At 72.1% G+C, this 13,000-nt stretch carries 12 protein-coding genes; 8 read left to right on the forward strand and 4 right to left on the reverse strand.

The features are described 5' to 3' along the window. Window positions 1-16 precede the first annotated feature (16 nt). Genes WME85_RS44220 through WME85_RS44230 form a run of 3 tightly spaced genes read right to left on the reverse strand, consistent with a single transcriptional unit; the run spans window position 17 to window position 3,370 of the window. Window positions 17-823: a sigma-70 family RNA polymerase sigma factor gene (locus WME85_RS44220; RefSeq protein ID WP_437305093.1), complete on the reverse strand. Its 807-nt coding sequence runs from the start codon at window positions 821-823 to the stop codon at window positions 17-19. Then, window positions 820-1,125 carry a hypothetical protein gene (locus tag WME85_RS44225; RefSeq protein WP_437305094.1) on the reverse strand — a complete coding sequence of 102 codons (306 nt, stop codon included), beginning with the start codon at window positions 1,123-1,125 and terminating at the stop codon, window positions 820-822. Before WME85_RS44225 ends, WME85_RS44220 begins: the two co-directional genes overlap by 4 nt. 52 nt (window positions 1,126-1,177) lie before the next feature. Continuing rightward, window positions 1,178-3,370, reverse strand: a complete 2,193-nt coding sequence (locus tag WME85_RS44230) for a protein kinase domain-containing protein (RefSeq protein WP_437830252.1) — start codon at window positions 3,368-3,370, stop codon at window positions 1,178-1,180. 311 nt (window positions 3,371-3,681) lie between these two features. Here WME85_RS44230 and WME85_RS44235 point away from each other — a divergent pair, with 311 nt between their 5' ends. From WME85_RS44235 to WME85_RS44260, 6 genes are all read left to right on the forward strand, one after another. After that, on the forward strand, window positions 3,682-4,506 hold the full coding sequence (locus tag WME85_RS44235; RefSeq protein ID WP_437830253.1) for a hypothetical protein: 825 nt from the start codon (window positions 3,682-3,684) through the stop codon (window positions 4,504-4,506). 240 nt (window positions 4,507-4,746) lie between these two features. Next, window positions 4,747-5,763, forward strand: a complete 1,017-nt coding sequence (locus tag WME85_RS44240; protein WP_437830254.1) for a phosphorylase family protein — start codon at window positions 4,747-4,749, stop codon at window positions 5,761-5,763. A gap of 10 nt (window positions 5,764-5,773) precedes the next feature. Continuing rightward, window positions 5,774-6,406, forward strand: coding sequence for a hypothetical protein (locus WME85_RS44245; RefSeq protein ID WP_437830255.1), 633 nt, complete (start codon window positions 5,774-5,776; stop codon window positions 6,404-6,406). A gap of 573 nt (window positions 6,407-6,979) precedes the next feature. Continuing rightward, window positions 6,980-7,945 (forward strand): glycosyltransferase family 2 protein, encoded by a 966-nt coding sequence (locus tag WME85_RS44250; protein ID WP_437830256.1) that lies wholly within the window; start codon window positions 6,980-6,982, stop codon window positions 7,943-7,945. Beyond that, on the forward strand, window positions 7,942-8,559 hold the full coding sequence (locus WME85_RS44255) for a class I SAM-dependent methyltransferase (RefSeq protein WP_437830257.1): 618 nt from the start codon (window positions 7,942-7,944) through the stop codon (window positions 8,557-8,559). The genes WME85_RS44250 and WME85_RS44255 overlap by 4 nt, the downstream gene beginning before the upstream one ends. A 2-nt stretch (window positions 8,560-8,561) precedes the next feature. Next, complete coding sequence (locus WME85_RS44260; RefSeq protein WP_437830258.1) at window positions 8,562-9,548, forward strand: lysylphosphatidylglycerol synthase transmembrane domain-containing protein; 987 nt, start codon at window positions 8,562-8,564, stop codon at window positions 9,546-9,548. A 49-nt stretch (window positions 9,549-9,597) separates the two neighbouring features. Here the strand turns inward: WME85_RS44260 and WME85_RS44265 are convergent, their stop codons facing one another. After that, window positions 9,598-10,239 carry a hypothetical protein gene (locus WME85_RS44265; RefSeq protein WP_437830259.1) on the reverse strand — a complete coding sequence of 214 codons (642 nt, stop codon included), beginning with the start codon at window positions 10,237-10,239 and terminating at the stop codon, window positions 9,598-9,600. Between the two features lie 108 nt (window positions 10,240-10,347). Between WME85_RS44265 and WME85_RS44270 the strand changes: the two genes are divergently transcribed. Continuing rightward, the gene (locus tag WME85_RS44270; protein WP_437830260.1) at window positions 10,348-12,525 is read left to right on the forward strand and encodes a DUF2079 domain-containing protein; all 2,178 of its coding nucleotides are present in this window, start codon (window positions 10,348-10,350) and stop codon (window positions 12,523-12,525) included. After that, complete coding sequence (locus WME85_RS44275) at window positions 12,500-12,949, forward strand: universal stress protein (protein WP_437305104.1); 450 nt, start codon at window positions 12,500-12,502, stop codon at window positions 12,947-12,949. The genes WME85_RS44270 and WME85_RS44275 overlap by 26 nt, the downstream gene beginning before the upstream one ends. The last annotated feature ends 51 nt before the right edge of the window (window positions 12,950-13,000 follow it).

A 13,000-nucleotide genomic window follows, 5' to 3' on the forward strand; every position in this document is an offset into this window, starting at 1 on the left:
CTACCGCCCGCGCTCCCTACCGCCCGCGCCCGCGCCCCGGCGCGCCTCCCGGCCCGGCCGGCGGCTCGCCGTGCGCCCCGCGCAGCACCGGCGCGACCCCCGGCTCGTCCCGCGGCGGCGGCGCGGACCTCACCCCCCGCCGCACGAGCGCCTTGCGCAGCCGCTCCCTGCCCCGCTCGAGCCGCCGCCGCACCGTGATGTACGCCACCCCGAGGAACGCCTCCGCCTCGCGCATGTCCATGCCGTCCACGAACACCGCCTCGAGCACGCGCCGCTCGTCCTCGGGTAGCTCGGCGAGCGCCTCGCCGAGCGCCCGCATCGCCGCCGCGTACTCCGCGCGCTCGGCCGCGTCCTCGTCCGGGGCCGAGCGTCGCGCCACCTCCGCCCCCGCGATGAACGCCACCGTCGCGAGCTCGTCGCTGAACGCCTGCAGCCGCGCCTGGATCTCCTCCGGCCCGTCCCGCAGCACGTCGAACCCGCCCCGGTGGTGCGCCGACAGCGCCGCCATCGCGCGCCGCATCGCCACGTCCCGCCGCCGCGCCGTGCTCTCCGCGCGGATCAGGTCGAGCATGCTGCCGTCGATCCGCGCGATCGCGTACCCCTCGAACGAGGTGTCCTGCGCCTCGTCGTACCGCCGCACCGCCTCGACCACGGCGGCGTTGCCCTCCGCGACGAGCTGCGCCCACTCGACCAGCCCCGCGTACCGGCGCGCGTACCACCGCGCGCGCGCCTCGACCTTCGGCAGCGCGCGCTCCACGAGCGCCCGCTGCTTCGGGGTGAGCAGCGGCAGCACCTCGGCGTCCTTGTCCGAGCCGCCGGTCACGCGCCCTCCCTCCCGCCGCCCGCGGCGCCCCCCTTGCGATCACGGCCAGCGTCGTGCAGCGGCGCGCCCTCGCGCGGCACCTCCCCACTCGACGCGGGCGCCGGCCGCGCCATGAGCTGCCGGAGGAGCGCAACGGAATAGGGGTTCTTAACGAGCTCGTCCTCGATCGCCTCGCGCATCTGCGCGAGCATCTCCTCGGGCACGAGCCCGCGGTATGGCGCGAGGCTCCGCTCGATCGTCTCCGCGAGGACGCGCGTCGCGCGCAGCCGCTCCTCGTCGTCGTTTCCATCGTGCTGCGACATCTCAGCGTCCTTTCCGCGCTCGCGCGCTCAAGCTCTCCGTCCGCCTGGCTTCTCAGAAGATCGGCGCTCTGCCGCGGGGCGCGGCCCCGTCGCGCTTCGGCGCGGCGGGCGCCGAGGACCGGGGCGGCGCCGGCGACGCCCCCGCGCGCGTCGCGCCCAGCGATGGCGCCGGCGCGACAACGCCGCGACCAGCCACCGGCAGCGCCGGCACGGCGGCCCCGCCGCGCCCGGCCGCCGCGGACCGCGCTGCCGCGCCGGCCGCCCTCTCCCGCGCGGGTCGGCTCGGCGCGGCAGGCCCGACCGGGGTTGCGGCCGACCCGACCGACGTTGCGGCTGGCGCGGCCGGCCCGACCGGGGTTGCGGCCGGCGCGGCCGGCCCGACCGGGGTTGCGGCCGGCGCGGCAGCCGACCCGACCGAGGTTGCGGCTGGCGCGGCTGGCGCGGCCGGCCCGACCGGGGTGGCCGGCCCGACCGGGGTTGCGGCTGACGCAGCCGACCCGACCGAGATTGCGGCCGACCCGACCGGGGTTGCGGCCGGCGCAGCCGCCCCGACCGAGGTTGTGGCCGGCCCGACCGAAGTTGCGGTTGCCGCGGTTGCCTCCCCGTCCGCCGCCCTCTCGAGCAGCACCGCCTCGCTCGACGCCGCCACGGTGCCGCCCTGCGGCCCTCCCGGCGGCGCGAGCCAGCGCACGGCCAGCGCGCTCGCCACCGAGGACGAGAGCACCAGCGCGATCAGCATCCACGGCGCCACGCGCACCTCGCGCCGCGCGCGCCCCCCGCCTTCCCGCTCGCCCGGCGCGCGCTCCCCCGGCGCCCCCAGCTGCCGGAGCATCGGGCTCGTCGTGCGCGCCGCCGGCGGCGGCGGCCGGGATGACCCCGGCGGGGGTGGCCGGGAGAGCGACGACCGCTCCGCTGCCGGCATGATCTCCGTCCCCCGCGCCGTCCTCGCGGCGCTGCCCGGCGCCCGGCCGTCCCCCTCGCCCCCCGCCGGCCCGGGCCTGAATGCCGCCGCGCGGACACGCTCCCAGTCGACCGGGATCGTTCCGCCGGGCCCCAAGGCGGGCACCGGCGAGGCCACCACCACCTTGGCCGACGGCTCCGGCCGAGGCACCTCGAGCGTCGGCCCCGTCGCCGGCGGCCGGTAGACGGCGCGGGATTTCGACGACCGCCCGGGGATCGGCGGCTCGCCGGGCGGCACCACGAGCGAGATCCGCCCGTCGGCCTCATCCCTCTCCAGGCGGCCGCGCAGCGCGATCATCGCCTGCGCCATCTCGGCCATCGTGAGGTACCGCGCCGCTGCTTCCTTCGCCGTGGCGCGCCGGATCACCTCGTCCACGTAAGCCGGCAGCCCCGCGATCTCTGACAGCGGCTCGGGATCCGTGAAGAACTGCCGCCGCACGAGCAGCGTCCGGTCCTGGAAGGCGTCCTGAAACGGGTGGCGGCCGGCGATCATCTCCCAGAGCACGAGGCCCAGCGAGTAGATGTCGAAGCGCGCGTCCGCCTCGGCGCCGTCGAGGTTCTCCGGCGCCATGTATGCGCACGTCCCGAGGCGCACGTTGCGCTGGGTCGTCCGCATCTCGTAGGGGATGACCTTCGCGATCGAGAAATCGACAACCTTCACCGAGCCATCCGCGGTGAAGGCGATGTTGTCCGGCTTGACGTCGCGGTGGATGATCTGGTTCTCGTGCGCCGCGTCGAGCCCCCACGCGACCTCGAGCGCGACGTGCAGCGCGTAGAGCGGCGACAGCCGCCCCTGGCGCTCCAGGACGGTGGTCAGCGTCGGCCCATCGAGGAACTCCATGAGCATCCAGGCCGTGCCGTCGGCCTCGCAGCCGATGTCGAAGACCTCGACCACGTTGGCGTGCTCGATCCCGAACGTCCCGTGGGCCTCGGCCAGGCTCCGCTCCGCCTTCCTCGCGTCCTTCCGGTCGCGCAGGTGCATGATCTTGAGGGCGCACCGCGCTCCGGTGATCCGGTGGCGGACCTCGTAGACCTCGCCGGAGTAGCCGGCGCCGATGAAGCGCACGACCTCCACTTGGTGGAAGACCTGACCCGGCTGGAACACCTGCCGCTCGATGGGCTCTCCGGCGTCGCTCACGGCGCTGTCCTGCTCCTTCCCGTGACGCACGCTACTCCAGGGCGGAGATGAGTGGATCTCCTCCGTGGAGGTCAGCGCCGTCGTGGAAAGGGCCGCCGTGACGTCCGCCGGTTCAGCGGCGTGGGTGGTCCGTTTCGCGTTCTCCATGAGCGGGTGCCTCGCGGTTGCGCCTCTCTTGCGGAGGCGCCGTCGGCATCCCTATCGGGGCGGCGCCGCCTCGGTGCTCACCCCATCTGCGAGGCTCGTGGAAAAACGCTTCCCCTCGCCGGCCGTGGCGAGGTGCTCACCCCATCGCAGGGCGCATCGAGCGAGGTTCCGACCGAGGCGAGGTGCTCACCCCGTCCGCAAGGCGTTTTGAGCAAGGTTCCGACCGCCCGCAGGGCTGAAAGCGGTTGCGGGATCGCGCGCGCATCTCGTTAGATGCGAGGTTTCATGGGGGGAGGGTGAAGGAGAATCCGATGGCATCCTATGGATACAGCTTCGTCACGGACAAGGCGTTCAGCGCGTTCGCGCGCGATCTCGAGCAGGGCGCGTGGAAGAGCGTCTCCATCGACAAATACGATGTCCCGAACCGCGTCCCGGCAGCGTTGCTCCTCGAGGCGCCGAAGCCGGTGATCTGGAAGGCGCGCGCGCTCTGGAGCATCCGGGCGCTCGACGAGGCGCTCGGCGTCGCCTCGGCCGCGGCGCTCGCCGAGCTCGACGTGGAGTGGGACGCCGCCCAGCGGGCGCTGCACCTGTTCCTGGCGTCAGCGGCCGAGAGCAAGGACCCCGCGCACCGCGACGCGGCCGTCCGGCTCCGCGGCGCCCTGCTCGCGGGGGCCGGCACCGAGCAGACCCGGTACACGTACGACGCCGAGGTCGACTACGGGTGGCACCAGCTCCTGGTCACCGGCAAGGCGCCGCTCGCCGCCGACGTGAAGAAGGTCGGCGCCGGGCCGTACCTGAAGCGCATCGAGGAGGCGACCGAGGCGCTCGCGAAGGGCCTCGGCCGCAGCGCCGGCCAGAAGCGCGCGGTCGCGCGGTCGAAGCGCATCCGGGAGGCGGTGGTCGCGTGCACGCAGGCGTTCAACGCCATCCATGACGACATCGGCTGGCTGGTCGAGCACACGCCGAGCGGCAAGCACCGCGAGCTCCTCGAGGCGCTCCACGCGCCGTTCCTCGCCCTGCTCGAGCGCAGCCCGCAGCGCGCCCCGGCGGCCGCCGCGCCGGAGGAGGTGGTGGAGGAAGACGCCGAGGAGGAGGGCGCCGAGGAGCCCGAGGCGGAAGAGAGCGCGCCCGAGTGAGCGCGTCCGCCGGCCGGAGCGCGACCGGCCGGCGGCTCGTGCCGCCCTGACCCGCCGCGCGCGCCCCTGTCCTGACGCCAGCTCGCTAGCTCCGCGCGTCAGGTCACCGAAAACAGTAGCGACCATCGTAGCCCGCGCGCGCCGCCCGGTGCGTGAGGGCAGTGTCGCATCGGGTGGCCTCCATTGCCGCGCGTTTGTCCGTCGATTATCCTCGCGTCGGCTCAAGGGCGCGGCGGTTCGATGAACGAGGATATCCTGGAGAAGCGCCTGCGCAGGGAGGCCGAGCGGCGGGGCGCGGACGTGGAAGACGTGCGCAGGCAGATGCTCGATCTCGGGCTGGAAGCCGCGCGAAAAGCTCGGGAACGAGAGGCGCACGCGAGGGAGGTGCAGGCGGACGTGCTCCTCGTGACCGCGACCCGCACCGAGCATGAGAAGCTGAGGGAAGCGGCCCTGTCCCGCGGGCTGTCCTTCGACAGGCGACCGGGCAGGTTCGGGCCCTACTATCGAATCGGCCGCGTCGGGGGCAATCGGGTGGCGTCTATCCAGGTGGCCATGGGTGCCTTCGGCGCAGAGGGCTCTGCGGCACGGTGCATTCAGTCCCGCGCCGAGACGCAGGCCACGACGTTGATCCTGCTGGGGACGGCGTTCGGCGTGAACCGCGATCATCAGAGCATCGGCGACGTGCTCGTGTCGGAGTCCGTGTTCCTGTACGACGATCGCCGCGTCGTCGACGCCGAGATCGCGGGCCGGTTGGCGACGACCGTCGAGGGGCTCTGCGGGCTCGCGGACAGGGCCACGTCGAGCCGATGGGCCCTCGCGCGGTGGGCCCGGCGGCTCACGGGCCCCGGCTATGCCCTCGACTTCCGAACGGCGCTCCGGCCGGCGAGTGTCACGTGGGTCGAGCGCTTCCGGCGCCTGGCCGTCGCTTGGGAGCGCGAAGGTGAGGCGGAGCGCGTCACGGTCGGGACCGTGCTCTCCGGCGGGGCGCGCATCGAGTCGGCGCGGTTCATGGACGACCTCCTCCTGAGCCTCCCGTCGATGGAGTCGCCGATCGTCGGCGGCGAGATGGAAGCAGCCGGTGCCGTCGCCGCCGAGACCGGCGACGAGCCCGGCTGGATCGTCGTCAAGGGGATCTCGGATTTCGCGGAGGCCGTGAGCCGCACCAAGGAAGAGCTAGAAGAAAACCGGAAACACGCCGCACGATCGTCTGCGCGCGCCGTCTTGCGCGCCCTCGGCACGGACCCGATGTCAGCCTGACGGAGCCCCCATGTCCACCTCGAAGAACAAGTACTTCAGCACTTCCCCGGCAACGCCCGAGCACCCGCGGATCCGTGCGTGGAGGTCCTATCGAAAGGACCCGGCGTGCCATCACGTCGAGGTCGAGGTGCGCCGGGAACGTGAAGGTCTCGTCTTTCTCCCGGCAAGCATCTTCGTCTTTTTTTGCGGTGCAGACGGCAGCATCGTGAAGGACGTCGAGGCACCGTGGGAGCCGGCGCTGGAGGAGTGGCTCATCGACGAGCAGAAGGCCAAGGCGGTCTCTCGGGACAACGAGAAGCTCCGGTTCTCCTTGCTGCTCAAGCCGGCGCTGCGTCCCGCCCTGGTTCGCTTCGGTGACGGCTACTTCAACGCCGTCCTGATCGCCTTGCTCCGGGAAGGGCCGTTTCGAGATCATACCGAGGTCGCGGAGATGCTCCACGAGATCCGCGAGTACCCGCCGGGCGTTGAATCGCTCGCAGACTGTCAGGCGCACATCGACCACGCGCTGTCGGAGGCCGCGAAGAGGCTGCTCGGACTGTACCAGGGCGATTCCGAGACCGCGGAGGACATCCTGGGAGGGGCGGTCGCGCTCTACCTGGACGAGCGATTCAACGTCACGAACCGCAAACTGCTCGGGTTCTGAAGTGATCGAGACCTTCGCCCTCGAAGGAGCGCGCTGGGGCGCCGGAGGGGCGAGTGCCGCGATCCCGGCGTCGATCTGCTCCACCGAAGCGATGACTTGTTCACCCCTCCGGTGCCACTGGCAGACCGAGCAGCCCTCGCCCGAACCCCTGCCGGCCCTCCGCAGCCCTTCGCCGAACCCCTGCCGGCCCTCCGCAGCCCTTCCTCGAACCCCTGCCGGCCCTCCGCAGCCCTTCCTCGAACCCCTGCCGCCTCTCCGCAGCCCTTCCTCGAACCCCTGCCGCCTCTCCGCAGCCCTTCCTCGAACCCCTGCCGCCTCTCCGCAGCCCTTCCTCGAACCCCTGCCGCCTCTCCGCAGCCCTTCGCCGAACCCCTGCCGGTGATCGGCAGCACCTTGCCTCCGCCCGATCAGCATCCGGCAGCGCTGCCCATGGACGGAACCGCGCGTTCCCGGAACGATCTGCTATCCTCCGCCGCCGTGATTGTGGACCAGCCCCCCACACCTGCCCCCCACGAGGCTCCGGAGGACCGGGTGACGTTCGGGCTCTCTGCCTTCGAGCCTCGCCCGAGCCTGATGGCGCCCTCCATCGCGCCGGCCGCCCAGCCGGCGCCGCAGGTCTCCGTCGTCGTCCCGGGGCTGAACGAGGCCGAGAGCCTGGCCGAGCTCGCGCAGCGCGTGGATCAGGCGCTCCGGGGGCGCTTCACCTACGAGCTCATCTTCGTCGACGACGGCAGCACCGACGACACATGGGCCGTCATCTCCCGGATCCGCGCGGAGAACCCGGTGGTGAAGGGCATCCGGCTGCGGAAGAACTTCGGCAAGGCGACGGCGCTGACGGCCGGCTTCCGCAAGGCGAAGGGCGCCGTGGTCGTCACCATGGACGCCGACCTCCAGGACGATCCGGCCGATCTGCCGAGCTTCATCGCCAAGGTCGAGGAGGGGCTCGACGTGGTGGTCGGCTGGAAGGTCAACCGGCTCGACCCCAAGAACCGCCTCGTCCTGTCCCGCATCTTCAACGGGACGGTCCGCTCGGTCACGGGCGTGAAGCTCCATGACATGAACTGCGGGTTCAAGGCCTACCGGAGCGAGGTGCTGCGCACCATCCCGATCTACGGCGATCTCTTCCGGTTCATCCCGGCGCTCGCCGCGTGGCAGGGCTTCCGCGTCGCGGAGATCCCGGTGCGCCACCACGCCCGCAAGTACGGCAGCTCCCGCTACGGGCTGGAGCGCATCCTGCGCGGCTTCTTCGACCTGCTCAGCGTCATGTTCCTGACCCGCTACTCGAAGAAGCCGATGCACCTCTTCGGCCTCATCGGCCTCGTGTTCGCGGCGGTCGGGGTGACCATCAACGCCTACCTGACCTTGCTCTGGCTCCTCGGCCACAAGATCGGCGATCGCCCGCTGCTCCTCCTCGGCGTCCTGATGATCCTCCTCGGCATCCAGTTCTTCTCGATGGGGTTCATCGGCGAGTTCCTCACCTTCCAGATGCAGCAGCGACACCTGACCGACGACCCGCCCGTCCGCGAGGAGTTCGAGTGATCCCCGACGCTTACTTCGGCCGCTTCGAGACCGTCAAATACCGGAAAGCAGGGGTGCTGAAGCGGAAGCTCATCCAGCGCTTCGCGTCCGCGATCCACGACCTCTTCATCGAGGCCAACCCGGTCGAGCGCGTGCTCGAGGTCGGCGTCGGGGAGGGCTTCCTCTCCGGCTATCTCTCGGAGAAGTTCCCCGAGAAGCAGTTCACCGGCGTGGACCTCAACCCCGGCGATATCGAGCGGCTACAGCGGCTCTTCCCCCGGATCCAGGCGCGCGTCGGGAGCGCTTACGATCTCGGCGATCTCTGCGAGACCTCGCCCGGCTTCGATCTCGTGATCTGCGCCGAGGTGCTCGAGCACCTCGACACGCCCGACCGGGCGCTGGCCGAGATCCAGCGGCTCTCGCCCCGGCGCGTCATCCTCTCCGTGCCGCACGAGCCGTTCTTCAAGCTGTCGAACCTGCTCGCAGGGAACAACGTGCTCCGCCTCGGCAACGACAGCGATCACGTCAACCACTGGAACCCGACGTCGTTGCGCCGGCTCATCGAGCCGCGCTTCGACGTCCTGCGGATGACGACCTCTTACCCCTGGGTCCTCTGCCTCGCAGCCCCGCGCTGAGCATGCGCCGCACGGTCGTCCGCGCGCTCGTCCGCCTCGTCGGGCCGCTCCTGCTCGCGGTCGTGATCCTGCGCATGAAGGACCGCGACGCGGTGCTCGCCGCGCTCGCCTCGGCCTCGGCCGGCCCGCTCGCGCTCGCGGCGGCGCTGAACCTCCTCAACATCCACCTCAAGGTGGTGCGCTGGGACGCGCTGCTCCGCGCCCAGGGCATCCGTTACCCCCTCGGGCGCGCGTGGGCGTCGTTCATGACGTCGCTCTACGTGGGCATGCTGACCCCAGGGCGCGTCGGCGACCTCCTGCGGATCCGCTACCTGCGCCACGATCTCGGGGTGCCCTACGCGGAGGGGCTGGCCTCCGTCGTGATGGACAGGCTGTGCGACCTCTACGTGCTGGCCGCGTTCGTCGCCGTCGGCATCGCGCGCTACAGCGCGGTCATCGCCGGCCGCCTGGCCTGGCTGACCTGGGGCGGCATCGCGATCACGGTCCTCGCGCCGCTCGTGCTGCTCATCCCCGGGTTCGCCGAGCGGCTGATGCTCGCGCTGTCCCGCAAGCTCGCGAAGGCGCCGGTGGGCGCGGAGCCGGGCGCGGCGAGCCGCTTCCTCGTGGCGCTGCGGGCCCACGTGGGGCGCGGGCTCCTCGTCACGCTCCCCGTCACCGTGGCGACGTTCATCGTCAACTTCCTGCAGGGCTACCTGATCGCGCGGGCGCTCGGGCTGTCGCTCTCGCTGTTCGACGTGACCTGCCTGCTCGCCATCGCGAACCTGCTCGGCCTGCTGCCGATCTCGATCGCCGGCGTCGGCGTGCGCGAGTTCTTCTTCGCCCTCGTGTTCCCCTCGCTCGGCTTCAGCGCCGAGCACGGCGTGAGCTTCGGCCTGCTCGTCTTCGCCGTCATCTACCTCGTCGTCGTGGCGCTCGGCTTCGTGAGCTGGCAGGTCGCCCCCCCGCCGAGCGCCCCCGAGGCCGCGCCGGCGGGGACCGCACAGCCCTAGGCCGCGCCGGCGGGGACCGCACAGCCCCAGCCCGCGCCGGGGACACGCGTCATCGCGCGGCGCTCATCGAGAACAGCGTCTTCATCGTCATGGGCTCGAAGGGCCGCACCCGCGCGGCGGCCGCGCGGAACGCGTCGGCCACGCACTCGCCGACCTCGGTCCCCTCGTACGGCGTGCCGTCCAGCGACACCTCGGCGCGACCGCTCCGCAGGAAGGTCACGGTCACGGTCCCCTCCCCGCTCGGGCCGTCCGGCTCCCGGCAGCGCTGCGCGCGCTGGCCGCCGCGCTCGAGCGCCGCGGTCGCGTCCGTGGCCAGGCGGAGGTGCTCCGAGATGACCCTGCTCGCCCCGGGATCGAGCCCCTCGTAAGCGAGCGGCGACACCTCCACGGAGGCGGGGTACGCGCCCCGCTGCGGGCAGTGCGAGGGGCGCACCATCGCGTAGCCGGTCGCGGTGGCGAAGCCGCACACCGCGAGCGCCACCAGGAGGGCGCGCTGGCCGACGGCCCGGCCGTGAGGCCCGTCGAGCGGCCCGTCATCGCCCGATCCGCCGCGCAGCCGCTCGACCTCGGCCCGGATCTCGGCGATCTCGGCGTCCCGGGCGGCCAGCGCCGCGTCCCGCTCCTTCAGCTTGGCTTCGAGGGTTTCGATGCGCGCGCGAGCCGCATCGAGATGATCCCGGTAGTGCGACATGGGGCCATTCTACCGCGCCGCGCGCGCGGCGCCCTGCCCTTCCCGCGCCCGGGCGCGGTTCCTTGACAGCGGGGGGTAGGGTCAAGTAGCCGAGGACCCGCCTCTCCCATGCTAGAGACCCACCGCACCAGGCTGAGCAGCGCGCTCGCGAAGCTCGACGGATCCATCGAGCGGCTCGCGCGCGCCGCCTTGACCCTGGCGCCGTGGCCGATCCTCTACGGCATGAGCATCGCCGTGACGGCCTGGGTCTTCACCCACCCGGGCCGCCTCGCCCCGTTCGACACGAACAAGCTGACCGAGCTGGAGCGCCGCTGGATGGCCGGCGGCACCGTCGCCGCCATCGTCGGGGTCGGGCTCGCCTACTTCCTCGTGATGCTGGCGCGGCGGTCCCTGACCCGCTCGTGGGCCTTCGTGAACACCGTGGGCCGCCTCAACCGCGCCCTGGTCCCCCTGCTCGCGCTCCCGTTCGTCGCCGCGCTCAAGCTCCCGAACATCGAGAAGGACAGCCCGAAGACCGCGATCTTCTTCGCCTCCCTCGCCGCCGTGATGGTGGGCGCGGGCGTCTACGCCTGGGGCCGCGGCGCGAGCCTGGAGGCCGCGCGCGAGCTCGACGACGACCGCGCGCGCGGCGTGGACCACCGCTCCGCCGCGCTCGCGAGGGCCGGGCGGCGGCTCGCGCCGCTCGCCGTCGTCGCGCTGTGGGTGGGCTACGGCCTCTTCTTCTCCCGGCTCGCGATAACCAACCACCACGCGCTCCACACGCGGACGCCGGACCTCGGGTACTACGACAACATCTTCTACCAGTCGATCCACGGCCGGCCGCTCGGCTGCTCCTGGCTCAGGGCCGGCTACCACGGCTCGGCGCACTTCGACCCGATCCTCGTCCTGCTCTCGCCGCTCTACCTCATCTACCCGAGGGCGGAGTTCCTCCTCGTGCTCCAGTCCGTGTGGCTCGGCGCCGGCGTCGTCCCGGTGTACCTGCTCGCGCGCGAGAAGCTCGAGCACCGCGGCAAGGCGCTCCTGCTCGCCGCCGTGTGGGCCGTCTACCCGGCCCTGCACGGCGCGAACATGTACGAGTTCCACTCGCTCGCGCTGATCTCGCCGCTGGTCGTCTGGCTCCTCTACTTCTACGAGACCGGCAGGGACAGGCTGTACTGGGCCACCCTCGCCGCGCTGCTGCTCTGCCGGGAGGACGTCTCCCTGCTGATGTGCTTCATCGGGCTCTACGCCATCTTCGACCGGCGCGCGGGCAGGACGCGCCTCGGCTGGGTGACCATCGCGACGAGCATCGTCTACTTCGCCGTCGTGAAGCTGTTCTTCATGACCTCGGCCGGCATCATCATGTCGGGCAAGGACGCGTACTCGTTCGCCTACTACTACGAGGAGCTCATGCCGAACCGGAGCGGGCTCGGCGGCCTCGTCATCTCGCTCCTCACGAACCCTGTCTTTGCCCTCAAGGTCATGCTCGAGGAGCCGAAGATCCTCTTCCTGCTCCAGCTCTTCGTCCCCCTGTGCTTCCTGCCCTTCTTCGCCCGGCCCGGGCGCTGGATGCTCGCCTACGGGCTCCTGTTCTGCCTGCTCGCATCGCGCGACGCGGTCTTCTCGATCTACTTCCAGTACTCGTCGATCCTCTTCCCCATCGCCTTCGCGCTGACGCCGATCGCGCTCAGGGGCGCCGCGGACTCGGCGCAGGCCGCCTACCTCGGGCTCGACGGGCGGCGCCTGTCGCGCGCGCTGCTCGCGGCGATGCTCGTGGCGAGCGCGCTCGTGTCGTGGAAGTTCGGCGGCCTCGTCGAGAACGCCTCGTTCAGGGGCGGCTTCTCCCGCGTCGCGCGCAAGCTCACGCCGGACCAGGAGGCGACCTACGCCTGGGTGAGGAAGCAGGTCGAGGCGATCCCGCCCGGCGCGGTCGTGGGCGCGACGAGCAAGATGGGGCCGCACGTCTCGAACCGGAAGGAAGCCTATTTCTACCCGGGGGACCGCGCCGCGCTCGCCCAGTACGTGCTGCTCGACGAGGGGGAGCTCAAGGGCAAGGACCTGGAGCGCCACAACGCGGCGGTGAAGCGCGGCGAGCTCATGGAGGTCGACCGGCTGAAGAAGATGGCGCTGTTCAAGCGCGTGAAGGCGGCGTCGAAGGAGCCGCCGCCACCGCCGGACAAGGCCGAAGAGCCCACTACCCGGGAGCCGGCTCCGGAGCTACGAAAGCTGAACAAGAAGCCGGGCGCCGCGCCGCCCGACCCCACCAGCACCGCGGAGCAAGATGAAGACCCTCCTCCTGGCCCATGACTTTGACGAGACGTCCGAGCTCGCCCTCGACACGGCGCTCGAGCTCGCCCGCAAGCTCTCCGCGAAGATCGTCGTGGCGCACGTGTACAGCGTGCCTCTCTACACCTTCCCGGAAGGCTCGGCGCTGATCCCCTCGGCCGAGGACGCCGCGCGCCTCGCCGAGGCGGCCCAGCGCAGCCTCGATCAGGTGCTCGAGCGCCGGCGCGCCTCGGCCGACGTCGAGCTCTCGGGCGTGCTGCGCTCCGGCGTCCCCGACGAGGAGATCTGCCGCCTGGCGGAGGAGATCGGCGCCGACATGATCGTGATCGGGACGCACGCGCGCGGGGCGGTCGCGCGGGCGCTGGTCGGCAGCGTGGCGCAGCGGGTGGTGCGCGCGGCGAAGGTCCCGGTCCTGACGATCCGCGGCCCGCAGCCCGCAGGCTGACGCGGCGCCGCGCGCCGCCCGGAGCGCTCCCCCGCCGCTCGGGAGCCTCCT

The organism is Sorangium sp. So ce1153 (genome assembly GCF_051521595.1).
Classification (GTDB): domain Bacteria; phylum Myxococcota_A; class Polyangia; order Polyangiales; family Polyangiaceae; genus Sorangium.